Genomic DNA, 21,698 nt, shown 5'->3' with positions numbered 1-21,698 from the left:
CCAGGGGGATCGATGAACAAGATCCGTGCGTTCATGCTGAAGGCCACGGTCGGGGCGGTCGCCGCGGGGGCGCTCGCCATGAGTGTGATGACGGCCCCGGCGGGGGCGCGGACCGCTCCGGACCAGGACCGTCAGACCTATGCGGCCCAGACCGACCGGGCGGGCCTGACCCACGATCAGGCCGCCTCTCTCCAGAACCGGGTCGACGGCTATCTGGGCAGGCTGGCGGGGAGCAGGCAGGTCTCCGCCAACAGGATCACCATGCCGGGCGGTGATGTCACGGTCGCGGCTCCCGGTCAGCGGTCCGCCCGCGACCTCGCCCTGCCGCCGGTGAGCAACCGGCTGCCCGCCGCCTGCGGCTCCGGGCACCTCTGTCTGTACCGGGGCGGTGACACGCTCGACTACTACCGGTGCGGCACCTACAGCCTGTCGTGGACCGGCGACGGGACCTTCAACAACAACCAGACCAGGGGCACCAGGGCCCGGTTCCTGAACTCCGACCGCTCGGAGCGCTGGAGTCATGTGGCGCCGGGTACCGGCACCGCGAGCTGGACCCCGGTCTACTACGTGGTGCCCTGCTGACCGCCGCCGGCTGAGGGGCGGACCGGGGCCGTCCGGGGCCGCGTCGCCGGACGACCCCGGACGGCCCCGCGCGGACGCGGGTGTGTGGGTGTGCGGGTGTGTGGGTGCGGAGAGCGAGGGAAAGGGTACGTACGGTCAAGGTTGGTCAGGCGCTGGTCGTGCGGGCACGGGGGTACATCGATGGGCACTGCCCTGTGGCATGAGTACGCGCAGATGCTGAGCCTGGCCGTCGCCGTGCTGGAGCGCGCCGATCCGGAGCCGCCCTGGCCCCTGGTCCTGGCGGAGCTGACCCGGGGGCTGCACTCCCCGGCGGCGTCCCTCGCCCAGGCCCGCTACGCGGAGCGGACGGGCCGGGTGGAGGCGTGGCGGACGGTGCTCCCGGTCTCCCCGGGCCTGCTCGACTCCCTGATGGACCGCCAGCTCCGCGCCGGCAACCCGCTGGTGGCGCACTACGCGTCCACCCCCGACCGCACTCCCCGTACGGCGAGCGAGATCATGGGCGAGCGGTCCTGGCTGCGCAGCAGGAGCCACCGGCTGGCCCGGGGGACGCTCGGCGCCCATATGCTCGCCATCCCGCTGCCGGCCCCCGCCGGAGTCGTCCGCGGCTTCGTCCTCCACCACGAGTGCGACGACTTCACCGCGGAGGAACGCGCGTACGCGTGCCGCGTGCAGCCCCTCCTCGTCGGCATCGACTGCCACTACCGCGCGCTGGCACGCTGGCGGGCGGCTCCGCACCCGGCCTCGGAGCCGGCTCCGGCTCTGGCCCCGGCCCGTGTCCCGGCCGCTGTCGGCGGCGGCAGCGGCACCGCTACGGGCGCCGTCACGGGCCCCGGTGCCGTGTCCGCGCCGACCGAGCGGGCGATGGAGGCGGGGCTCACGCCACGTCAGCACGCCGTGCTGACCCTGCTCGCCAAAGCCCTGCCCGCCACGGCGATCGCCCACCGGCTCCACATCTCACCGCGCACCGCCCACAAGCACATCGAGGGCATCTACCGCAGGCTGGGCACCTGCGACCGGCTCTCCACCGTCATGCGCGCCCAGTCCCTGGGCCTGCTGCCCCTGCCACAGCCCGTCGACCACTGAACGGAGGCTCACCTGTACTTCTTCAACTCCTGCCGGGCCAGCGACCGCTGGTGCACCTCGTCGGGGCCGTCCGCCAGCCGGAGCGTCCGCGCCGAGGCCCACAGCTCCGCCAGCGGGAAGTCCTGGCTGACGCCGCCCGCGCCGTGCAACTGGACGGCCGAGTCGATGATGTCCACGACCGCGCGCGGGGTCGCGATCTTGATGGCCTGGATCTCGGTGTGCGCCCCGCGGTTGCCGACGGTGTCCATCAGCCAGGCCGTCTTGAGCACGAGCAGCCGGAGCTGTTCGACCGTCACCCGGGCGTCCGCGATCCAGTTCTGGACCACACCCTGGTCGGCGATCGGCTTCCCGAACGCCGTGCGGGCCAGGGCCCGGCGGCACATCAGCTCGATCGCCCGCTCGGCCATGCCGATCAGCCGCATGCAGTGGTGGATACGGCCGGGACCCAGCCTGGCCTGCGCGATGGCGAATCCGCCGCCCTCCTCACCGACGAGGTGCGAGGCGGGCACCCGTACGTTCTCGAAGACGGCCTCGGCATGGCCCCCGTGCGAGTGGTCCTCGTAGCCGTACACCCGCATCGCCCGGCGCACCTCGACGCCCGGGGTGTTCCGGGGGACCAGGATCATCGACTGCTGGCGGCGCGGGTCGGTGCCGTCCGGGTCGGTCTTGCCCATCACGATGAAGACGGCGCAGTCCGGGTTCATCGCCCCGGAGATGTACCACTTGCGGCCGTTGACGACGTACTCGTCGCCGTCGCGCCGGATGCCCGTGCGGATGTTCGTCGCGTCGGACGAGGCGACCTCCGGCTCCGTCATCGCGAACGCCGACCGGATCTCCCCGGCGAGCAGCGGCTCCAGCCACCGTTTGCGCTGCTCCTCCGAGCCGAACTGGGCCAGCAACTCCATGTTTCCGGTGTCGGGGGCCGCGCAGTTCAGCGCGGTGGGGGCCAGTTCGGGGGAGCGGCCGGTGATCTCGGCGAGCGGCGCGTACTGCAGATTGGTCAGCCCGGCCCCGTACGCGCCGTCCGGGAGGCTGTGCTGGTCCACGAAGAAAAGGTTCCACAGCCCCTGCCGGCGCGCCTCGGCCTTCAGCTCCTCGACCATCGCCGGGGTGCCCCACGGGTCGGCCAGCAGGGAGCGCTGCTCGCGCGCGACGGCCTCGGCCGGGTAGATGTGCTCGTCCATGAAGGTGAGCAGCCTGGCCCGCAGCTCTTCGGTGCGGGCGTCGAATGCGAAGTCCATCAGGGGTACTCAGCCTTCCTGGAGGGTGGTGAGACCGTGCTCGATGAAGACGGGGACGAGGGCGCCGATCCGGTCGAAACCCGGCCCCACGGTCTGGTGGAGGGTGTGGCGGTAGTGGATGCCCTCCAGGATCACGGCGAGCTTGAACCAGGCGAACGCCGTGTACCAGGGGATGCCGGACGTGTCCCGCCCCGAGCCCGCCGCGTACCGCTCGATCAGTTCGCCCGGCGTGGGATGGCCCGGGGCCCCGGCCGTTGTACTGATCGGGGAGCCCGTCACCTCCAGGGGCGCGCTGTACATCACCAGCAGCCCGAGGTCGGTGAGCGGGTCGCCGAGCGTGGACATCTCCCAGTCGAGTACGGCGTTGATCCGGTCGTCCGCGCCGAGCAGGACGTTGTCGAGCCGGTAGTCGCCGTGGATCACCGTGGGTGCGGGGGAGGCGGGCAGTGACCGGCCGAGGGCCGCCTGGAGTTCGTCGATGCCGGGCAGCTCGCGGTTCCTGGACGCGTCGAGCTGCTTGCCCCAGCGGCGGAGCTGTCGGCCGAGGAAGCCCTCGGGCCGGCCGAAGTCCCCGAGTCCGACGGCGCCGGGGTCGACGGCGTGCAGGTCGACCAGGGTGTCGACCAGGGCGAGCAGGGCGTCGCGGGTGCGCTCGGGACCGAGCGGGGCGAGCTGTTCGGCCGTACGGTACGGCGTGCCCGCCACGTGTTCCATGACGTAGAACGGGGCGCCGAGCACCGACTCGTCCGCGCAGAACAGCAGCGGTTCGGGGACGGGCACGGCGGTCGGGTGCAGCGCCTCGATCACCCGGTACTCGCGCTTCATGTCGTGCGCGGTGGCCAGCACATGGCCCAGCGGGGGCCTGCGGACCACCCAGCGGCCGGTGCCGTCCGTGACGGCGTACGTCAGGTTCGACCGGCCGCCCTCGATCAGCCGCGCGTCGAGAGGGCCGCCCACCAGGCCGGGGAGCGCGCGGTCGAGATGGCCGCGGAGCCGCTCGGGATCGAGTCCTGGCGTGGGGGCTGGGCTCATCGGGCGTACCTCCGTGGACGGCGGGCGACAGGCAAGCGGGCGGTCGCTCCCATGATGCCGACCAGTCGGTATGTAGTCCAGTGCCCGTTACCCCCGGGGCAGCCCGTCACCCCCGGGGCAGCCCGGAGGCCACCCGGGCCGGCCCGGGCCCCTGGCCCGGCCCCGGAAGGCGGCGCGTCAGGCGTGACAGGCCACCGGCACACCGCCGTTCATCGTCGTCATGTCCGAGAAGATGGTGATCGGATCCAGCGGCGAGCCCTCGGGCTTCCCGTCCAGCTCGGCGTAGGCGCGGTGCAGGTTGGCCACCAGCCGCTCGCTCTCGCGCAGCTTCCCGAACTCCCCGAGATCGGCCTGCCGCGCGGCCTCCAGCGGGGTGAGCCCCTGGGCGTGGCTCTCCTCGGCCACGTCGGCGACGTACCGGAGATAGCGCTCCGTCGCGTCGTACGCCGATGGATCGGTGAGCGGCCCGTGGCCCGGTACGACCACCGTCGCGTCCAGCGAGCGCAGCAGGTCCAGCGCCCGCAGGGAGCCGCGCAGCGAACCCATCGGGACGAACGGCGTGCCGCCCTGGAAGACCAGGTCGCCGGTGAAGACGACGCCGTGCTCCGGCAGATGCACGATCGAGTCCCCGAGCGTGTGCGCCACGCCCGGGTGGATCACCCGTACCTCGGTCCCGCCCACATGAAGGGTGAGCCGGTCGCTGTAGGTCACACTCGGGGGGATGATGCCGACCTCCCCGAAGTCGGTCCCCGGCCAGATCAGATGGAGCTGATGGCCCGCCGCGAGCTGCTCGCTCCGGCACGCGTCATGACCGACGACGGTGGCCTCCGGCAGGAACACGCCGTTGCCGTAGGTGTGGTCGCCGTGGTGGTGCGTGGTGACGATGGTGCGGGGCAGCTCCACCCCCGCCAGCAGGATCGCCTCGCGCAGCAGCCGGGCCCGCCGTTCGGTGGCCGTGGTGTCGACGAGGAGCGTCGCGCCGCCGTCACTGATGAACCCGGCGTTGTTCAGACACCAGCCGCCGTCGGGCTGGACATAGGCGTGGACTCCGGGGGCGAGGCGGACGGTGTACGGATCGGTGGCAGACATCGGAACTCCTGTGGGGGTCGAAAGCTCCCCCTGAGCCTGCCAGTTGACGCGGCGCGCGAGGAAGGCGCCCCTGACCGCGGTCAGCCGCCGGTGTCCCTTCCGTCCCGCCGGCCTCTGTGCCGCCGGCCCCTGTGCCGCTCGGCCTCGTCCCCCTCGTCCCCCTCGTGCCCGTCCTGCTCGTCCCAGCCCTGCGCTGCCACGAACGCGTCTCCGTACTCCACCGACCAGCGGCCCAGCGCCCGTATCGGCCCCGGCGCCCGCCCCGGCACGCCCTCGCAGGCGCTGCTCTTCGGGGACGCGGCGCTCCTCGCCGTGGACCACGGGGCGGTCGCCGGACTCCTGGACGACGCGGGCGCGGCGTCCGGCGCGCTGCGCGGCCGGGTGCTGATCGACTGCACCAACGCCGTCGGCCCCGGCTTCCTCCTCACCACCGGGGAAGGTCCGGGCGCCGCCCGCACCGTCGCGGCGGCGACGGGCGCGCGGGTCGTCAAGGCGTTCAACCACAGCGCCGCGTCCGTCTGGGCGCTCGACCCGCCGGTCTTCGCCGACGGCCCGCTCGCCGTACCGCTCTGCGGTGACGACGAGGCCGCGCTCGCGCTCGTGCGCACCCTGGTCCGCGATCTCGGCTGCATCCCGCTGGACGCGGGCGGCCTCGACCGGGCGGATCAGCTCGAAGCCATGACGGCCTTCCTGATCGGCCTCTGGCACACCGGACAGGACCCGCGCCCGATGCTGCCGCCCTTCGCGGCCGTGGCGGGAACAGATCGTTCCGGCTTGCGCGAGGCGTGAGGGCGGCAGAGGGTGCGGAGTATGAAGGCCATCAGCTACCGCCGTTACGGCGGCCCCGAGGTCCTGGAGTACGGCGACCATCCCGAGCCGAAGGTCGGCCCCGACGCCGTCCTGGTCGAGGTACGGGCCGCGGCCGTGAACCCCGTCGACTGGAAGTGCCGTGAGGGCTATCTCGACGGGATCCTCGACACCGTCTTCCCGGTGATCCCCGGGTGGGACGTGGCCGGCGTGGTCGTGCGGCCCGGTGCGTCGGTCACCGAGTTCGCCGCCGGGGACGAGGTCATCGGGTACGTCCGCGAGGACTTCCTCTCCCGGGGCACCTTCGCGCAGTACGTGGCCGCCCCGGTCAGGACCCTCGCGCACAAGCCCAGCTCGCTCGCGTTCGCGGAGGCGGCCGGGCTGCCGCTGGTCGGACTCACCGCCCACCAGGTGCTCCACCGGGTGCTGCGGGTACGGCCCGGCGAGACCGTGCTCGTCCACGCGGCGGCGGGCGCGGTCGGCTCGGTCGCCGTCCAGCTCGCCCGCCACCTCGGTGCCCGGGTCATCGGCGCCGCCCGCGCGTCCGGCCAGGACCACATCCGGGCGCTCGGCGGCGAGGCGGTCACGTACGGGGACGATCTGGCCGCCCAGGTACGGGCCCTGGCGCCGGACGGGGTGGACGCGGCGTTCGACATCATCGGCGGCGATCTCCTGCGCCTGACGCCGGGACTGCTGGCGCCCGGCGGCCGGCTGGCCTCCATCGCGGACGCCGGCGTCACCGAACTGGGCGGCAGCTACGCCTTCGCCCGTGCCGACGCCGCCGATCTGACGGAGCTGGCGGGCCTGGCGGAGCAGGGCGTGCTGTCGGTGGGGGTGGCGAGGACGTTCCCCCTGGAGCGGGCGGCGGACGCGTTCCGCTTCACGGAGGCGGGTGGAGCGGGCGGCAAGGTGATCGTCACCACGGACTGACCCGCACCAGGAACCGACCCGGCCGGAACCCGACCCGGCCGGAACCCGACCCGGCCGGAACCCGACCCGGCCGGAACCCGACCCGGCCGGAACCCGACCCGGCCGGAACCCGACCCGGCAGAGGCCCGACCCGGCCGGGGATTGGCCGGGCGTCGCCGGGTCGATCGGCCGGGCGACGCCGCCGTCAGACCAGCACCGTCACCGCGAACGCCGCCAGCAGCAGCGCGCAGGCCGCCGCCGTGAGCGCGCCCCGCTCCGAGAGGCGCGGCGGCCTCGTCGCCTCCAGCGCCTTCAGCCGCCGGTGCGCCACGCCCAGGAAGCCGAGCCACACCAGGGCGCTCAGGGCCGCGCCCGTCAGACCTGCCGCCGTGGCGCCGCCGTGGATGGCCTGGCGGGCCCCGAGGATCGCGACCACCGTGCAGGAGAGCGTCGTACGGCGCCACGCCAGCCGGGTGCGTTCCGGCTGGAGGCCCGGGTCGCGTTCCGGGACCGGTGCCGGGGCCGTCATCCGGCCCGGCCCAGGACCACGATCACCAGCATCGCCACCGCGACCAGCCCCACCGCCAGGCTCAGCAGCGTCGGGAAGCCGGAGACCGGCAGATCCTCGCCGCGCCGCATCGCCCGCTCGCACCGCACCCAGTGGTTGACCGCGCGCAGCGCGCACAGCGCCCCCGCCGCGAGCAGCGCCACCGCGAGCCCGGCCCGTACGCCCCAGCGCAGGTCGGGCAGGAACTGGTCCACCGCGAACCCGCCGCCGACCAGCGCGAGCGCCGTACGGATCCAGGCCAGGAACGTCCGCTCGTTGGCCAGCGAGAAGCGGTAGTCCGGGGTCGTGCCCTCCTCGCCGATCCGCCGGGGCGAGAACCACAGCCGGAGGCTCCGTGCAAAGTCGATCACCTGCCGCACCCTACGCGCGCGGAGCGGGCCCCGCGCGCCCCGTGTCCGCCGCGCCCCCCGCGCGCAGCGCCTTGAGGCGTTCGTACGCCTCGACGCCGTCCGGCACCCACTCCCACCCGCCGGGCCCGGCGGCCAGCCGCCGCTCCAGCTCCTCCTCCGGGACGAAGGCGTGCCAGGCGATCTCCTCCACCTGGGGGCGCACCGGCAGCGCGCAGACCACCTCGTACACCCGCGACCACGAGCGGAACCCGCCGGGCTCCGCGGACACGTAGCGGAACGAGAAGAGCGGTACGGGTCGGTCGAGCCCCGACACCCCCAGCTCCTCCTCCGCCTCGCGCAGCGCCGCCTCGTCGTAGCCCTCGCCCGCGCCGACGACCCCGCCCACGAACATGTCGTACATCGAGGGGAAGGCCAGCTTGACCGGCGTCCTGCGGTGGACGAAGACCCGGCCCTCCAGGTCGCGTACGAACACGAAGACGGAGCGGTGGGTCAGCCCCTTCGCGTACGCCTCACCGCGCGGCGCCTGCCCGATGACGTGGTCGTTCTCGTCGACTATGTCCAGGATCTCGTCTGCGGCACTCATGGCGTCCATCCAACCAGTTGACTCGTTACTCGCCCGTACGGAAGATCGGACCACTCACCCGCCCGGCCCGTGAAGGATGGAAACCATGGCGTACGACGCCGATGTGATCGTGATCGGGGCCGGCCTCGCCGGCCTGGTCGCCACCGCCGAACTGGTGGACGCGGGCCGCTCCGTCATCGTCCTCGACCAGGAGCCCGAGCGGTCCATCGGCGGACAGGCGCACTGGTCCTTCGGCGGGCTGTTCTTCGTCGACTCGCCCGAACAGCGCAGGCTCCGCGTCAAGGACAGCCGCGACCTCGCCCTCCAGGACTGGCTCGGCACGGCCGGGTTCGACCGTCCCGAGGACCACTGGCCGCGCAAGTGGGCCGAGGCGTACGTCGACTTCGCGGCGGGCGAGAAGCGCGCCTGGCTGCACGGGCAGGGCATGCGGTTCTTCCCGGTGGTGGGCTGGGCGGAGCGCGGCGGGTACGACGCGACCGGCCACGGCAACTCCGTACCGCGCTTCCACATCACCTGGGGCACCGGACCCGGCGTCGTGGAGCCCTTCGAGCGGCGGGTGCGCGAGGGCGTCGCGAAGGGCCTGGTGACCTTCCGCTTCCGCCACCGGGTCACCGGGCTCTCCACGACGGCCGGCGCCGTGGACACCGTGACCGGCGAGACCCTGGAGCCCAGCGACGCCGCCCGCGGCACCGCGAGCAGCCGTATCGTCACCGGCGCCTTCTCGCTGCGCGCCCAGGCCGTGATCGTCACCTCGGGCGGCATCGGCGGCAACCACGACCTGGTCCGCGCCCAGTGGCCCGAGCGGCTGGGCACCCCGCCGCGGAAGATGCTTTCCGGGGTGCCCGCGCACGTCGACGGGCTGATGCTCGGCATCGCGGAGGCGGCCGGCGCGCACCACATCAACCGCGACCGGATGTGGCACTACACCGAGGGCATCGAGAACTGGAACCCGATCTGGGCCCGGCACGGCATCCGCATCCTGCCGGGCCCCTCCTCGCTCTGGCTGGACGCGCGCGGCAAACGGCTGCCCGTGCCGCTCTTCCCCGGCTTCGACACGCTCGGCACACTGGAGCACATCATGCGCTCCGGCCACGACCACACCTGGTTCGTGCTCGACCGGCGCATCATCGGCAAGGAGTTCGCGCTCTCGGGCTCCGAGCAGAACCCGGACCTCACCGGCAGGTCCGTCCGCGATGTGCTCGGGCGGGCCCGCGCCGATGTCCCGGGCCCGGTACGGGCGTTCATGGACAAGGGCGCCGACTTCGTCGTCGAGAAGGACCTGAGCGCCCTCGTGCGCGGCATGAACGCGCTCACCGAGGAGCCGCTGATCGACGAGGCCGCGCTGCGCCGTGAGATCACCGCGCGCGACCGCGAGATCGCCAACCCCTTCACCAAGGACCTCCAGGTCACGGCGGTCCGGGGCGCCCGGAAGTATCTCGGCGACCGGCTGATCCGTACGGCGGCCCCGCACCGCATCCTCGATCCGGAGGCGGGCCCGCTCATCGCCGTACGGCTGAACATCCTGACCCGCAAGTCGCTCGGCGGCCTGGAGACCGACCTGTCCTCGCGCGTGCTCACCGCCGGGGGCGATCCGCTGCCCGGTGTGTACGCGGCGGGCGAGGCGGCCGGGTTCGGCGGCGGCGGGGTGCACGGCTACCGCTCGCTGGAGGGCACCTTCCTGGGCGGCTGCATCTTCTCGGGGCGTACGGCGGGCCGGGCGGCGGCCCGCGCCCTCGGCTGACCTCCACGCTCTCGGCCGATCCCCACGTCCGAAGGTGGCTTGTCGACGCCAACAGGGCTGCCCTGTAGGCCAGTTGACGGGGCTGTGTAACAAATACGCTCTTGACGCGGAGCGTTACCTCCGATTGGCTGTGCGCGATCATCGCTCGAACATGTGCCCTGGAGGATTACGCGGAATGCCCCCGCCTCCGCCACCCCTGGGCCGTTCCCGAAGACGGGCCCAACGGAACTTACGCTCCGCCCAGTTCTTCGATCCGGCCCTCGATGACGCCGAACTGGGCGCCGTAAGAGATCAGTTGGCCCAAGGCCGCTGGTCCGAAGCTCGCACCCTGCTCGCCGCCACCGGCGACGACTGGGACCGGCGAGGCCACCGCGTCATCGTGCTCGCCCAGGCCGCGGGCGCCGCCACCTGGGCCGGGGACTGGCTCCTCGCCGAACCCGACAGCGCCGACGCGGCCACCCTGCTCGCCTGCGCCGACGTCCTCGACGTACTCCACGGCAAGGACGGCGGAAAGGACGGCGGCCGGAACAACGCCAGCGACGACGGCAAGGCCCGGGACAGCAAAGCCCGCGACAGCAAAGCCCGCGACGGCAAGGCCCGGGACAGCAAGGACCGGGCGAAGGAACAACGCGCCAGGGACGCCTGCCGCGAAGCGGTACGGCGGGCCCCCGCGGACCCCACCCCCTGGCTCGGCCTGCTGCTCCTCGCCCGTACCCTCGGCACCGAGGAAGAGACCTCCCGCTTCTTCGACGAGGTCAGGACCCGCCACCCCGACCACCATCACGCGCACCACCTGATGGCGGCCCGGCTCGCGGAACGCCACACCGAACCCGGCCACGAAGCCTTCCACGAGGTCTACGACTTCGCGTCCTGGGCCGCCGAACAGGCCCCCGCGGACTCGCCGCTCTCGGTCCTCCCCGTCGTCGCCCACGCCGAGCGCTACCGCGTGCTCGCCGCCGCCGGGCGTGAACCCGCCGACCCCGCGGCCTCGGGGCACTGGACCGGACGGCGCGCCCGCCAGGTGCTCAAGGGCGCGTTCGACTGGTGGCTGGAGTGGGAGGGCGAGGAACATCCGCGCAACCGCGTGGACCTGAACTTCCTCGCCCACGCCCTGTTCCACGACGGGCGCCTCGCCGAGGCCGCGGCGCTCTTCCACCGCATCGGCCGCCACATCACCCCGGCGCCCTGGTCCTACCCGGACCAGGACCCCCACCCCGCGTTCCTCGCCGCGCGCGACACCGCGCTCGGCTCCGCCTGAATCCCACCTGAACTCCGAGAGGACACCCCTGTCATGTCGACGGGCAGACCGAGCAGCACCGCTGAGATCAACACGTACAAAGGGCAGGAGCGCGCACTGCGCGCCAACCGGCTCGGCACGGTGGGCCTGCTGCTCTCCGTGCTCGCCGCGAGCGCGCCGATGCTGGTCGTCGCCGGCGTCATGCCCACCGTCTTCGGTGTCATGGGAATCGTCGGCCAGCCCCTGCTCTACGTGATCCTCGGTATCGTCCTGGTGCTGTTCACCTTCGGGTACGCGGAGATGAGCCGGCACGTCCACAACGCCGGTGCCTTCTACGCGTACATCGCCCGCGGCCTCGGCCCGACCGCGGGCGCCGGCGCCTCCCTCCTCGCGCTCGTCGCGTACAGCGCCATGCAGTTCGCCGTCTACGGCCTGCTCGGATTCGAGGTCTCCGGGCTCTTCGCCACCTATCTGGACCTCTCCGTGCCCTGGTGGGTCCCGGCCCTCGGCGCCGCCGCGGTCGTCGGGTACCTCGGCTGGCTGAAGATCGACCTCAACGCCAAGGTCCTCGGGGTGCTGCTGGCCGTCGAGTGCGTCCTCGTGGTCATCTTCGACGTCGCCACCCTCGCCTCCCCGGGCCCCGAGGGCCTGTCCTTCGCGGCCTTCGACCCCGGCACGCTCACGGGCGCCGGCTTCGGCACCGCCCTCTGCTTCTGCGTCGCCGCCTTCGTCGGCTGCGAACAGGCCCCCGTGTACGCGGAGGAGACCAGCCGCCCCCAGGTCGTCGTCTCCCGCGTGATGTTCCTGGCCGTCGGCTACGCCTCGCTGTTCCTGGCCTTCAGCGCCTGGGCCCTGACCGTCGCCGCGGGACCGGGCTCCATCGTGAAGACCTCGGCGGAACAGGGCCCCGGACTGCTCTTCGGACTCACCGAGGCCCGGCTCGGTGCCACCTTCACCGATGTCCTGCACGTCCTGTTCGTGACGGGCATGTTCGCCGCGCTGCTCAGCTTCCACAACGTCGTCGCCCGCTACGCCTTCGCGATGGGCCGCGAGGGCCTGCTGCCCGCGACCTTCGGCCGTACCACCCGGGCCAGCGGAGCGCCCGCCTCCGGCTCCGTCCTCCAGTCGCTGATCTCCGTGGCCGCGATCGCCGCCTTCGCCCTCACCGACGACAAGCCGACCGGCGACCCGACCGCGCCGGTGCTGCGCCTGTTCACCTGGATGGGCAGCGTCGGCGCGCTCGGCATCATCACCCTGATGGCCCTCGCCTCCTGCGCCGTCATCGCCTTCTTCGTCAAGCGCGGCGCCGGGCGCGCCCACGCCCCGCGTCTGGTCTCCTCCGGGCTGGCCATCGTCCTGCTCCTGGCGATCGCCTTCTACACCGTCAAGGACTTCGGCGTCCTGATCGACGCGGGCCCCGGCTCCTCGCTGAGCTGGATCCTGCCCGCGATCATCGGCGTCGCACTGGTCGCCGGACTGGTGTACGGAGTGGTCCTGCGCTCCGTCAAGCCGGAGGTACACGCCAGGATCGGGCTCGGGAACGAGGCGTTCCAGTTGGAGAAGGCCGCCGAGTCCGCGCAGACGGCCTCCGTGTGAGATCCGGCGTATGACGCCCGCGGCCCTGGTTTCCCGGGGCCGCGGGTGTTCTCCTCGGAGGGTGACCGATCAACGACACGAGCCGGAGGGCACCCCGGTCGGGCGGCGCCTGGTCCTCTCCATGCTCGGCCTGGGCGCCGCCGGACTCGTCGCGGCGCCCGCCCTCCAGCGCGGACTCGAAGGGTTCCTCGGCGCCGCCGCCGACAAGGACCCGACCGGGCTGACCGGACTGCTGCCCAACGGCGGCGGCTTCCGCTACTACTCGGTCACGGCCTCCGTACCGAGAAAAGGCCCGGACACCTACCAGTTGAGGATCGACGGACTGGTCGACCGGCCCGCCACGTACACCCTCGACGCGCTGCGCGCACTGCCGCAGACCCGGATCGTCCGCGACGTGCAGTGCGTCACCGGCTGGCGCGTCCCGCACACCCCGTTCGGCGGCGTACGGCTCGCGCACCTCCTCGACGCGGCCGGGGTACGCCCGGAGGCCAAGGCGGTCCGCTTCACCTGCTTCGACGGCGCGTACAGCGAGAGCCTCACGCTCCAGCAGGCCCGCCGCGCCGATGTCCTGGTCGCGCTCTCGATGCGCGACCGGCCGATCGGGCACGCGCACGGCGGCCCGGTCCGGCTCTACGTGGCGCCGATGTACTTCTACAAGTCGGCGAAATGGCTCTCCGGGATCTCCGTCACCTCCGACGTACGGCCCGGCTACTGGGAGGAGCGCGGCTATGACGTCGACGCCTGGGTCGGCCGGTCCAACGGCCGCGACGACACCCCCACCGTCTGATCCCGGCGTCCCCGCCGGACCGGACCGGCGGCGCTTCACCCCGGCCGAACGCTGGGTGCACCGCACCACGGGCGCGCTGATGCTGGTCTGCGTGGCGAGCGCCGCCTGCCTCTACCTACCGCAGCTCGCCGAACTCGTCGGCCGCCGGCTGTTCGTCGTCACCGTCCACGAGTGGTCGGGGCTGCTGCTCCCGGTGCCCGCACTGCTCGGGCTCGCCTCGCGCGCCTTCCGCGCCGATCTGGGCCGGCTCAACCGTTTCCTGCCGTACGACAGGGAGTGGCTGCGCGCGGTACGGCGCCGCGACCGGCGCCCCGAAGCCCGCCCGGCGGGCAAGTTCAACGCCGGGCAGAAGCTCTACGCGGGATGGATCGCGGGCGCCGTGCTGGTGATGCTCGGCACCGGGCTGCTCATGTGGTTCACCGGGCTCGTCCCGATCGTGTGGCGCACCAGCGCCACCTTCCTCCACGACTGGCTGGCCCTGGCCATCGGCGCCGTACTCGTCGGGCACCTGGTGAGGGCGTACGGGGATCCGCAGGCCCGGCGCGGGATGCGCACCGGGTCGGTGGAACGCCGGTGGGCGGAGCGGGAGCACCCCCACTGGAAAGAGGAGTGAACCCGCCCCGCCCGTCCTGCCCGTCCTGCCCTCAGGGCTGCTTCACGGCTCGGCCCGCCGCCCGGACGATCGCCGCCTAGACGATCAGCGACAGCAGCAGCACGGAGCCGAGACCGACCACCGAGATGATCGTCTCCATCACCGACCACGTCTTCAGCGTCTGCCCCACGCTCATCCCGAAGTACTCCTTCACCAGCCAGAACCCGGCGTCGTTCACATGGCTGAAGAAGACCGAGCCCGCGCCGATCGCCAGCACCAGCAGCGCGGCGTGCGCCGTGGACATGTCCGCGGCCAGCGGCGCCACCAGTCCGGCGGCCGAGATGGTCGCCACCGTCGCCGAGCCGGTGGCCAGCCGGATCGCGACGGCGATCAGCCAGCCCAGCAGCAGCGCGGGGATCGACCAGTCCTTGGAGAGGTCCAGGATCATCTGGCCCACCCCGGAGTCGACCAGCGTCTGCTTGAAGCCGCCGCCCGCGCCGACGATCATCAGCACGCCCGCGATCGGGCCCAGCGACTTCTCCACGGTGGTGGAGATCCGGCCCTTGGTGAACCCGGCCGCGCGGCCCAGCGTGAAGATCCCCACCAGCACGGCGGCCAGCAGTGCGATCAGCGGGGAGCCGACCACGTCCGCGATCCGCTGGACGGTGTGCTCCGGGTCGTCCACGACGATGTCGACGAGCGCCTTGGCCAGCATCATCACCACGGGCAGCAGCACGGTGGCGACGGTCGCGCCGAAGCTGGGGCGCTTCGCCGGATCGTCCGAGGTGCGCTCCGGGATCATCGACTCGGGCGCCGGGAGGTCCACCCAGCGGGCCGCGTAACGCGAGAACAGCGGGCCCGCGATGATCACGGTCGGGATCGCGACGACCACACCCAGCGCCAGCGTGACGCCGAGGTCGGCGCCGATCGCGTCGATCGCGACCAGCGGCCCGGGGTGCGGCGGGATCAGCCCGTGCATCACGGAGAGCCCGGCCAGCGCCGGGATGCCGATCCGCATCAGGGAGTAGTTGCCGCGCTTGGCGACGAGCAGCACCACCGGGATCAGCAGCACGATGCCGACCTCGAAGAAGAGCGGCAGCCCGATCACCGAGGCGATCAGGACCATCGCCCAGGGCATCGCCCGCCCGCTCGTCCTGGCGAGGATCGTGTCGACGATCTGATCCGCGCCGCCGGAGTCCGCGAGCAGCTTGCCGAGGATCGCGCCGAGCGCGATCAGTACGCCCACCCCGGCCACCGTGGAGCCGAGACCGGTGGAGAAGCTGGTGATGACCTTGTCCAGCGGTGCGCCCGCGAAGGCGCCGAGCGCCAGCGAGCCGATGGTCAGGGCCAGGAACGCGTGCAGTTTGAAGAGGGTGATGAGCAGGACGATGACGGCTATGCCGGCGAGGACGGCAAGGCCCAACTGCGCGTTGCCCGCAGAGGTGATGGGCTCGGCGGCGTTCGCTGCCAGTGTCTCGACCCTGAGACCGGTCACGGGTATCACGAGTTACGTCCTTCGGCTTTTGAGCAGCTTTCGAGCCGGCGCAGCGCGGCGACGGCCCGTTCGGTGATGTCCTCGGGGGTGCCCGTCACGTCGACGGTCACCCCTGCCTCGTCGGCCCCCAGGTTCTCCAGCGCCGCGTACTGCGAGTCGAGCAGCGCGGTCGGCATGAAGTGCCCCTTGCGCTCGGACATCCGCTGTTCGACGAGGGAGCGCTCGCCGACGAGATGGAGGAAGAGGGCGCCGGGGGCGGCGGCCCGCAGCCGGTCGCGGTAGGCGCGCTTGAGCGCGGAGCTGCTGGCCACCCCGCCGAGCCCGGCCCGGTCGTGGGCCCACGCTCCGATGGCGTCCAGCCAGGGCCACCGGTCGGCGTCCTCCAGCGGGATGCCGGCGGACATCTTGGCGATGTTCTCCGGCGGATGGAAGTCGTCGCCCTCGGCGTACGGGACGCCCAGCGCGGCGGCGAGCAGGGGACCGACCGTGGTCTTGCCGGTCCCTGCCACGCCCATCACCACGACGACGTGGGGGGTGTTCATCTCATGCCTCGCTGTCTTCTTCGACATCGGTCCTGCGGGTCCTGCGCGGACGCGGACATCCGCCCGTCGCGCCACTGAAACCTATTAGTACGACATATTCAAGAGGCTGTGATGTAAACGTCGTACTTTTTACTCGGCCCGCGTCCCCGTAGGCTGACCCCATGACCACAGAAGGCCGGGGGCTGCATACCCGTGTGCTGGACACCCTCGGTCTCGCGATCACGGCGGGCGAGTACCCCCCGGGCGGCGTCGTGCGTACGGACGAGGTCGCCCACCGTTTCGACGTGTCACGGACCGTCGTCAGGGAAGTGGTCCGCGTCCTCGAATCCATGCACCTGGTGGAGTCCCGGCGCCGCGTCGGTGTGACCGTACGGCCCACCGAGGAGTGGAACGTCTACGATCCGCGCGTCATCCGCTGGCGCCTCGCCGGACCCGACCGCCCCCGCCAGCTCCGCTCGCTGACCACGCTGCGCTCGGCGGTCGAACCGGTCGCGGCCGGTCTCGCCGCCCGGTACGCCACGCCCGAGCAGTGCGCCGCCCTCACCGAGCAGGCGCTCGGCATGGTCGCCACCTCGCGCGGGGGCCGGCTGGGGGAGTACCTGGTGCACGACATCGCCTTCCACCGGGTGGTGCTCAACGCGTCGGGCAACGAGATGTTCGCCCGGCTCGGTGACGTGGTCGCCGAGGTCCTCACCGGACGCACGCGCCATCAGGTGATGTTCGACGATCCCGACCCCGCCGCCGTCACCCTGCACGTGGGGGTCGCGGAGGCGGTACGGGAGGGCGACTCTGCCCGTGCCGAGGAACTGACCAAGGAGATCGCCGTCGGCGCCCTCGAAGAACTGGACCTTCTGGCGCCCTGACGAGCCACCACAGGACCGTCCGTCACTCCGGAACGTCCTCGCACGGGATAGTGGGGGAGGGAACGGAGAGCGCTTGGGGCGCCTCCGGTTCCCGGGTAGGTCATCGGTAGGTCATCAAGCATGACGAAAGGCAGGTCCTGGCATGGCGCAGCAGGTGCAAGGGGTCATCGCGCCCGGCAAGAACGAGCCGGTACGGGTCGAGACGATCGTCGTACCCGACCCCGGCCCCGGCGAGGCCGTGGTACAGGTGCAGGCGTGCGGTGTCTGCCACACCGATCTGCACTACAAGCAGGGCGGGATCAACGACGAGTTCCCCTTCCTCCTCGGCCACGAGGCCGCCGGTGTGGTGGAGTCGGTCGGCGACGGTGTCACGGAGGTCGCCCCCGGTGACTTCGTGATCCTCAACTGGCGTGCGGTGTGCGGTACGTGCCGGGCGTGCCGGCGTGGCCGCCCCCAGTACTGCTTCGACACGCACAACGCCCGGCAGAGGATGACGCTGACCGACGGCACGGAACTCTCCCCGGCGCTGGGCATCGGCGCCTTCGCCGAGAAGACGCTGGTCGCGGCCGGCCAGTGCACCAAGGTCGACCCGACGGTCTCCCCGGCCGTCGCGGGTCTCCTCGGCTGCGGTGTGATGGCGGGCATCGGCGCCGCGATCAACACCGGTCAGGTCGGACGCGGCGACTCCGTCGCGGTCATCGGCTGCGGCGGCGTCGGTGACGCGGCGATCGTCGGCGCGCGGCTCGCGGGCGCCGCCCGGATCATCGCCGTCGACATCGATGACCGCAAGCTGGCGACGGCGGTCTCGATGGGCGCCACCCACACCGTCAACTCCCGTACCCACGACGCCGTCGAGACGATCCGCGAGCTGACCGGCGGCAACGGCGCTGACGTCGTCATCGAGGCGGTCGGCCGCCCGGAGACGTACCGGCAGGCGTTCTACGCCCGCGACCTGGCGGGCACCGTCGTCCTGGTCGGTGTCCCCACCCCCGAGATGAAGCTCGAACTGCCGCTGCTCGACGTGTTCGGCCGCGGCGGGGCCCTCAAGTCGTCCTGGTACGGCGACTGTCTGCCCTCCCGCGACTTCCCGATGCTCGTCGACCTCCACCAGCAGGGCCGGATCGACCTCGCCGCGTTCGTCACCGAGACCATCGGCCTGGACGACGTGGAGAAGGCGTTCGAGCGGATGCACGAGGGTGACGTCCTGCGCTCGGTGGTGGTCTTCTGATGACCGTACGCATCGACCATCTCGTCACCTCCGGCACCTTCGCGCTCGACGGCGGCACCTGGGACGTCGACAACAACGTCTGGATCGTCGGCGACGACTCCGAGGCGATCGTCATCGACGCCGCCCATGACGCCGCCGCCATCGAGGCCGCGCTGAACGGCCGTACGCTGCGCGCGATCGTCTGCACCCACGCGCACAACGACCACATCGACGCGGCCCCCGCGCTCGCCGCCGCCACCGGCGCGCCCGTGCTGCTGCACCCCGACGACCTGCCGCTCTGGAAGCAGACCTTCCCCGAGCAACTGCCGGACGGCGAACTGACCGACGGCGCCACGATCGCCGTCGCCGGCACCACCCTGACCGTGCTCCACACCCCGGGCCACGCGCCCGGCGCGGTCTGCCTGTACGCCCCCGAGCTGGCGACGGTCTTCACCGGCGACACGCTCTTCCAGGGCGGCCCCGGCGCCACCGGACGGTCGTTCTCGCACTTCCCGACCATCATCGACTCGATCCGCGACCGGCTCCTCACCCTGCCGCCCGGGACGGCGGTACGGACCGGCCACGGCGACCCGACGACCATCGGCGCCGAAGCCCCCCAACTGGCCGACTGGATCCGGCGCGGCCACTGAGGCGGGCGGGATCCGTCAGAGCGGACGCAGCCGCAGCCGGCTCTCGAACCGGTGCGGCTCGCCCGTCACCGGATCGGTGAACTCCAGCACCCTGGCGAGGAGTTGCAGTGGCCGGCCGTAGTCGTCGTCGGCAGGCTCCTGGACGACCGGATAGACCGGGTCGTCCAGGAGCGGCAGCCCCAGACCGCACATGTGGACCCGGAGCTGATGGGTACGGCCGGTGACCGGCAGCAGCCGGTAGCGGCCGTACCCGCCCCGGTGCTCCAGCAGTTCGATCCGGCTCTCCGCGTTGGGCACGCCCGCCACCTCCCGCGCGGCGATCACCCCGCGCTCCTTCTCGATCCGGCCGCGCACCGTGACGGGCAGCGCCACCGCCGGGTCGTACGGCGCCACTCCCTCGTACTCCTTGCGCACCAGCCGGTCCCGGAACATCGTCTGGTACGCGCCCCGGTCCCCGGCCCGTACGACGAAGAGCACGAGCCCCGCCGTCAGCCGGTCGAGACGGTGCGCGGGCTGGAGCTCCGGCAGCCCCAGCTCGCGCCGCAGCCGCGCCTGCGCGGTCTCGGTGACATGCCGCCCGCGCGGGGTGGTGGCCAGGAAGTGCGGCTTGTCCGCGACGACGATCCGCTCGTCCCGGTGGACCACCCCGACCTCGAAGGGCACCCGCTCCTCGGGGGCGAAGTCCCGGTGGAACCAGACGTACCGCCCGGCGGTGTACGGCTCGGCGGTCCCGACAGGCCCGTCCTCCCCGACGAACCGCCCCTCCCGCACCATCGCCCCGACGCGCTCCACACCGACGGCGTCCCCGAACCGCGCCACGAGATGGTCCCGTACGGTCGCCCACCGCCCGTCCGGATCAGGGGGCAGCCGCAGCCGTACGGGGTCGACGCCGTCCCGCTGGGGGAGGGGCGAGCGCGGCGGGGCGGAATGTCTGCGGGGCACGGGCCGACAGCGTACCGGGGCCGGCACCGCCGCCGTGTCCCTCGTTCGGCCCCGGACCTGCGGCGCAGCGCCGGGATGAGAACAGATCCGGTGGGCGGCGCCCGCATGATGGGCCGGTGATCAGTGTCCTGTTCGCCGTCCTGACCGCGGTCAGCAACGGCTCCGCGGCGGTGCTCCAGCGCCGTGCCGCGGCCACCGTCCCCGACTCCCAGGCGATGCGTCTCTCGCTGATCGGACGGCTTCTGCGCAAGCCGGTCTGGCTGGCGGGGATCGGTCTGGTGCTGGTGGCCGCCGTCTGCCAGGCGGTGGCGCTCGCGACCGGGCCGATCGCCGTGGTCCAGCCGATCTTCGTCATCGAACTGCCCGCCACCCTGCTGATCGCGGGCCGTCTCTTCAAGGTCCGGCTGCCCCGCCCCGTCTGGTACGGGGCCGCCGCCGTCACCTGCGGCCTGGCCCTGGGGCTGGCCGCCGCGGCCCCCGGCGGCGGCTCGGAGAGCGTCCACGGGACCGCCTGGATCATGGCGCTGCTGCTCACGGGGGTCTTCGAGGCGCTGGTCATCCTCTGGGCGCTGCGGCTGCGCGGCAACGCGCGCGCCGCGCTGCTCGGGCTCGCCGCCGCCTGTGGGTACGCGCTGACCGCCGCCCTGATGAAGGACGCGGTGGCCCGCCTCGACCAGGGCGGGGCCGGCGCGCTGTTCGCCTCCTGGCAGCTCTACGCCATGGCCGTCGCCGGGGTGGGCGCGCTCTTCCTGCTCCAGAACGCCCTTCAGGCAGGCTCGCTGGCCGCCTCCCAGCCGATGCTCACCCTGGGCGACGCGCTGATCAGCATCGCGTACGGGGTGACCCTCTTCGGCGAGAGCGTGCGCACCGGCTGGTGGCTGCTGCCCGAACTCGCCGCGATCGGCCTGATCGCGGCGGGCTGTGTCGCACTGGCCCGCTCCCCGCTGGCCGGGGGAGGACCGCCGCCCCGGCGCCGCGTCCACTGACCGGGGCGGCGCGGGGACGGCGGGGCGGGGACGGCGCTGACGCGGCGTCGCTCAGCCGGACAGGTCGGCGGAGGCGGCGGACGCGGCGTTCGCGGGGACACCCTCCCGCACGAGGCCGTCCAGATGCGGCAGATGGTGGTCCAGCCGCTCCCGCTTGGTCCGCAGATACGAGAGGTTCTCCTCGCACGGCGCTATCAGCAGCGGAACCTGCTCCGCGACCTTGACGCCGTGCCGCAGCAACGCCTCGCTCTTGCGCGGGTTGTTCGACAGCAGCCGTACCGAACGCACCCCCAGATCGAGCAGCATGTCCGCCGCCACCTGATAGTCCCGGGCGTCGGCCGGCAGTCCGAGGGCGAGGTTCGCCTCGACCGTGTCCAGGCCCTCCGCCTGGAGCTGCATCGCCCGCAACTTCGCCAACAGGCCGATTCCGCGCCCCTCGTGGCCCTGGAGATAGATGAGTACGCCGCGCCCCTCGCGCACGATGGCGTCCAGCGCCGCACCGAGCTGCTCACCGCACTCGCAGTGCTTGGATCCGAAGGCGTCCCCGGTCAGACACTCCGAATGCACACGGGTAAGGGCTCCGTCGCCCGCGACATCGCCGTATATCAGGGCTATTTGTTCGTCCCCGCGATTACGGTCCAGGTAGCCGACTGCGAGAAAGTCTCCGTGCACGGTGGACAGCCGTACTTTCGCCGCTCGTTCGACACCTGATGAACGAGTACTTTCGAGGCACACGCCATCACTGTCTGTCATGCCTCAATCATATCCGCTGAACCGCTCCCGGTGTACGGAAAGAAAGATAAAAGGGCATCAACT

At 72.4% G+C, this 21,698-nt stretch carries 23 protein-coding genes; 13 read left to right on the top strand and 10 right to left on the bottom strand.

The window, feature by feature from the left end:
* Positions 1–12 precede the first annotated feature (12 nt).
* Both ACIBJC_RS21970 and ACIBJC_RS21965 read left to right on the top strand, forming a co-directional pair.
* On the top strand, positions 13–582 hold the full coding sequence (locus ACIBJC_RS21970; RefSeq protein WP_399294915.1) for a hypothetical protein: 570 nt from the start codon (positions 13–15) through the stop codon (positions 580–582).
* A gap of 180 nt (positions 583–762) precedes the next feature.
* A complete protein-coding gene (locus ACIBJC_RS21965; RefSeq protein WP_399294913.1) occupies positions 763–1,665 on the top strand; it encodes a response regulator transcription factor in 903 nt (300 codons plus the stop codon).
* Positions 1,666–1,673: 8 nt separating this feature from the next.
* Here the strand turns inward: ACIBJC_RS21965 and ACIBJC_RS21960 are convergent, their stop codons facing one another.
* From ACIBJC_RS21960 to ACIBJC_RS21950, 3 genes are all read right to left on the bottom strand, one after another.
* Positions 1,674–2,906 (bottom strand): acyl-CoA dehydrogenase family protein, encoded by a 1,233-nt coding sequence (locus ACIBJC_RS21960; RefSeq protein ID WP_399294911.1) that lies wholly within the window; start codon positions 2,904–2,906, stop codon positions 1,674–1,676.
* A 9-nt stretch (positions 2,907–2,915) separates the two neighbouring features.
* On the bottom strand, positions 2,916–3,938 hold the full coding sequence (locus ACIBJC_RS21955) for a phosphotransferase family protein (protein WP_399294909.1): 1,023 nt from the start codon (positions 3,936–3,938) through the stop codon (positions 2,916–2,918).
* A gap of 177 nt (positions 3,939–4,115) precedes the next feature.
* Complete coding sequence (locus ACIBJC_RS21950) at positions 4,116–5,027, bottom strand: MBL fold metallo-hydrolase (RefSeq protein ID WP_399294907.1); 912 nt, start codon at positions 5,025–5,027, stop codon at positions 4,116–4,118.
* Positions 5,028–5,117: 90 nt separating this feature from the next.
* On the opposite strand from ACIBJC_RS21950, the gene ACIBJC_RS21945 reads away from it, so the two are divergent.
* Together ACIBJC_RS21945 and ACIBJC_RS21940 are read left to right on the top strand one after the other, a co-directional pair.
* On the top strand, positions 5,118–5,816 hold the full coding sequence (locus ACIBJC_RS21945; protein ID WP_399294905.1) for an NADPH-dependent F420 reductase: 699 nt from the start codon (positions 5,118–5,120) through the stop codon (positions 5,814–5,816).
* 21 nt (positions 5,817–5,837) lie between these two features.
* Positions 5,838–6,764, top strand: a complete 927-nt coding sequence (locus ACIBJC_RS21940; protein ID WP_399294903.1) for an NADP-dependent oxidoreductase — start codon at positions 5,838–5,840, stop codon at positions 6,762–6,764.
* 184 nt (positions 6,765–6,948) lie between these two features.
* Here ACIBJC_RS21940 and ACIBJC_RS21935 read toward each other — a convergent pair whose 3' ends face one another.
* Genes ACIBJC_RS21935 through ACIBJC_RS21925 form a run of 3 tightly spaced genes read right to left on the bottom strand, consistent with a single transcriptional unit; the run spans position 6,949 to position 8,244 of the window.
* Positions 6,949–7,272 carry a DUF202 domain-containing protein gene (locus tag ACIBJC_RS21935; RefSeq protein WP_399294901.1) on the bottom strand — a complete coding sequence of 108 codons (324 nt, stop codon included), beginning with the start codon at positions 7,270–7,272 and terminating at the stop codon, positions 6,949–6,951.
* Positions 7,269–7,661, bottom strand: coding sequence for a YidH family protein (locus tag ACIBJC_RS21930; protein ID WP_384924835.1), 393 nt, complete (start codon positions 7,659–7,661; stop codon positions 7,269–7,271). Before ACIBJC_RS21930 ends, ACIBJC_RS21935 begins: the two co-directional genes overlap by 4 nt.
* Positions 7,662–7,671: 10 nt before the next feature.
* Positions 7,672–8,244, bottom strand: a complete 573-nt coding sequence (locus tag ACIBJC_RS21925) for an NUDIX domain-containing protein (RefSeq protein WP_399294899.1) — start codon at positions 8,242–8,244, stop codon at positions 7,672–7,674.
* Between the two features lie 85 nt (positions 8,245–8,329).
* On the opposite strand from ACIBJC_RS21925, the gene ACIBJC_RS21920 reads away from it, so the two are divergent.
* From ACIBJC_RS21920 to ACIBJC_RS21900, 5 genes are all read left to right on the top strand, one after another.
* Positions 8,330–9,985 carry an FAD-binding dehydrogenase gene (locus ACIBJC_RS21920; protein ID WP_399294897.1) on the top strand — a complete coding sequence of 552 codons (1,656 nt, stop codon included), beginning with the start codon at positions 8,330–8,332 and terminating at the stop codon, positions 9,983–9,985.
* 175 nt (positions 9,986–10,160) lie between these two features.
* On the top strand, positions 10,161–11,243 hold the full coding sequence (locus ACIBJC_RS21915; RefSeq protein ID WP_399294895.1) for a hypothetical protein: 1,083 nt from the start codon (positions 10,161–10,163) through the stop codon (positions 11,241–11,243).
* A gap of 33 nt (positions 11,244–11,276) precedes the next feature.
* Positions 11,277–12,818: an APC family permease gene (locus tag ACIBJC_RS21910; RefSeq protein WP_399294893.1), complete on the top strand. Its 1,542-nt coding sequence runs from the start codon at positions 11,277–11,279 to the stop codon at positions 12,816–12,818.
* Positions 12,819–12,939: 121 nt separating this feature from the next.
* Entirely contained in the window at positions 12,940–13,605 is a 666-nt protein-coding gene (locus ACIBJC_RS21905) for a molybdopterin-dependent oxidoreductase (protein ID WP_399295181.1), read from the top strand.
* Complete coding sequence (locus ACIBJC_RS21900) at positions 13,547–14,218, top strand: cytochrome b/b6 domain-containing protein (protein WP_399294891.1); 672 nt, start codon at positions 13,547–13,549, stop codon at positions 14,216–14,218. The genes ACIBJC_RS21905 and ACIBJC_RS21900 overlap by 59 nt, the downstream gene beginning before the upstream one ends.
* Before the next feature lie 76 nt (positions 14,219–14,294).
* Here ACIBJC_RS21900 and ACIBJC_RS21895 read toward each other — a convergent pair whose 3' ends face one another.
* The gene (locus ACIBJC_RS21895; RefSeq protein WP_399295179.1) at positions 14,295–15,692 is read right to left on the bottom strand and encodes a gluconate:H+ symporter; all 1,398 of its coding nucleotides are present in this window, start codon (positions 15,690–15,692) and stop codon (positions 14,295–14,297) included.
* Positions 15,693–15,697: 5 nt separating this feature from the next.
* Positions 15,698–16,234 (bottom strand): gluconokinase, encoded by a 537-nt coding sequence (locus tag ACIBJC_RS21890; RefSeq protein ID WP_399294889.1) that lies wholly within the window; start codon positions 16,232–16,234, stop codon positions 15,698–15,700.
* Between the two features lie 161 nt (positions 16,235–16,395).
* Between ACIBJC_RS21890 and ACIBJC_RS21885 the strand changes: the two genes are divergently transcribed.
* From ACIBJC_RS21885 to ACIBJC_RS21875, 3 genes are all read left to right on the top strand, one after another.
* On the top strand, positions 16,396–17,097 hold the full coding sequence (locus ACIBJC_RS21885; protein ID WP_399294887.1) for a FadR/GntR family transcriptional regulator: 702 nt from the start codon (positions 16,396–16,398) through the stop codon (positions 17,095–17,097).
* 142 nt (positions 17,098–17,239) lie between these two features.
* Positions 17,240–18,325 carry an S-(hydroxymethyl)mycothiol dehydrogenase gene (locus tag ACIBJC_RS21880; RefSeq protein WP_399294885.1) on the top strand — a complete coding sequence of 362 codons (1,086 nt, stop codon included), beginning with the start codon at positions 17,240–17,242 and terminating at the stop codon, positions 18,323–18,325.
* On the top strand, positions 18,325–18,954 hold the full coding sequence (locus ACIBJC_RS21875; protein ID WP_399294883.1) for an MBL fold metallo-hydrolase: 630 nt from the start codon (positions 18,325–18,327) through the stop codon (positions 18,952–18,954). Before ACIBJC_RS21880 ends, ACIBJC_RS21875 begins: the two co-directional genes overlap by 1 nt.
* A gap of 15 nt (positions 18,955–18,969) precedes the next feature.
* Here ACIBJC_RS21875 and ACIBJC_RS21870 read toward each other — a convergent pair whose 3' ends face one another.
* Positions 18,970–19,896: a pseudouridine synthase gene (locus ACIBJC_RS21870; protein ID WP_399294881.1), complete on the bottom strand. Its 927-nt coding sequence runs from the start codon at positions 19,894–19,896 to the stop codon at positions 18,970–18,972.
* Positions 19,897–20,012: 116 nt separating this feature from the next.
* On the opposite strand from ACIBJC_RS21870, the gene ACIBJC_RS21865 reads away from it, so the two are divergent.
* On the top strand, positions 20,013–20,882 hold the full coding sequence (locus tag ACIBJC_RS21865) for a DMT family transporter (RefSeq protein WP_399294879.1): 870 nt from the start codon (positions 20,013–20,015) through the stop codon (positions 20,880–20,882).
* A gap of 51 nt (positions 20,883–20,933) precedes the next feature.
* On the opposite strand, the gene ribA is transcribed toward ACIBJC_RS21865, so the two are convergent.
* Positions 20,934–21,635, bottom strand: coding sequence for a GTP cyclohydrolase II (gene ribA, locus ACIBJC_RS21860; RefSeq protein ID WP_399294877.1), 702 nt, complete (start codon positions 21,633–21,635; stop codon positions 20,934–20,936).
* Positions 21,636–21,698 lie beyond the last annotated feature (63 nt).

The sequence above is a fragment of the Streptomyces sp. NPDC050509 genome, from assembly GCF_044457965.1.
Taxonomy (GTDB): domain Bacteria; phylum Actinomycetota; class Actinomycetes; order Streptomycetales; family Streptomycetaceae; genus Streptomyces.
This window is presented reverse-complemented; position numbering and strand designations above follow the sequence as displayed.

Coding starts and splice junctions, on each gene's coding strand:
- ACIBJC_RS21970 (WP_399294915.1), top strand. CDS start 13: ATGAACAAGATCCGTGCGTTCATGCTGAAGGCCACGGTCGGGGCGGTC.
- ACIBJC_RS21965 (WP_399294913.1), top strand. CDS start 763: ATGGGCACTGCCCTGTGGCATGAGTACGCGCAGATGCTGAGCCTGGCC.
- ACIBJC_RS21960 (WP_399294911.1), bottom strand. CDS start 2,906: ATGGACTTCGCATTCGACGCCCGCACCGAAGAGCTGCGGGCCAGGCTG.
- ACIBJC_RS21955 (WP_399294909.1), bottom strand. CDS start 3,938: ATGAGCCCAGCCCCCACGCCAGGACTCGATCCCGAGCGGCTCCGCGGC.
- ACIBJC_RS21950 (WP_399294907.1), bottom strand. CDS start 5,027: ATGTCTGCCACCGATCCGTACACCGTCCGCCTCGCCCCCGGAGTCCAC.
- ACIBJC_RS21940 (WP_399294903.1), top strand. CDS start 5,838: ATGAAGGCCATCAGCTACCGCCGTTACGGCGGCCCCGAGGTCCTGGAG.
- ACIBJC_RS21935 (WP_399294901.1), bottom strand. CDS start 7,272: ATGACGGCCCCGGCACCGGTCCCGGAACGCGACCCGGGCCTCCAGCCG.
- ACIBJC_RS21925 (WP_399294899.1), bottom strand. CDS start 8,244: ATGAGTGCCGCAGACGAGATCCTGGACATAGTCGACGAGAACGACCAC.
- ACIBJC_RS21920 (WP_399294897.1), top strand. CDS start 8,330: ATGGCGTACGACGCCGATGTGATCGTGATCGGGGCCGGCCTCGCCGGC.
- ACIBJC_RS21915 (WP_399294895.1), top strand. CDS start 10,161: ATGCCCCCGCCTCCGCCACCCCTGGGCCGTTCCCGAAGACGGGCCCAA.
- ACIBJC_RS21910 (WP_399294893.1), top strand. CDS start 11,277: ATGTCGACGGGCAGACCGAGCAGCACCGCTGAGATCAACACGTACAAA.
- ACIBJC_RS21905 (WP_399295181.1), top strand. CDS start 12,940: ATGCTCGGCCTGGGCGCCGCCGGACTCGTCGCGGCGCCCGCCCTCCAG.
- ACIBJC_RS21900 (WP_399294891.1), top strand. CDS start 13,547: ATGACGTCGACGCCTGGGTCGGCCGGTCCAACGGCCGCGACGACACCC.
- ACIBJC_RS21890 (WP_399294889.1), bottom strand. CDS start 16,234: ATGAACACCCCCCACGTCGTCGTGGTGATGGGCGTGGCAGGGACCGGC.
- ACIBJC_RS21885 (WP_399294887.1), top strand. CDS start 16,396: ATGACCACAGAAGGCCGGGGGCTGCATACCCGTGTGCTGGACACCCTC.
- ACIBJC_RS21880 (WP_399294885.1), top strand. CDS start 17,240: ATGGCGCAGCAGGTGCAAGGGGTCATCGCGCCCGGCAAGAACGAGCCG.
- ACIBJC_RS21875 (WP_399294883.1), top strand. CDS start 18,325: ATGACCGTACGCATCGACCATCTCGTCACCTCCGGCACCTTCGCGCTC.
- ribA (WP_399294877.1), bottom strand. CDS start 21,635: ATGACAGACAGTGATGGCGTGTGCCTCGAAAGTACTCGTTCATCAGGT.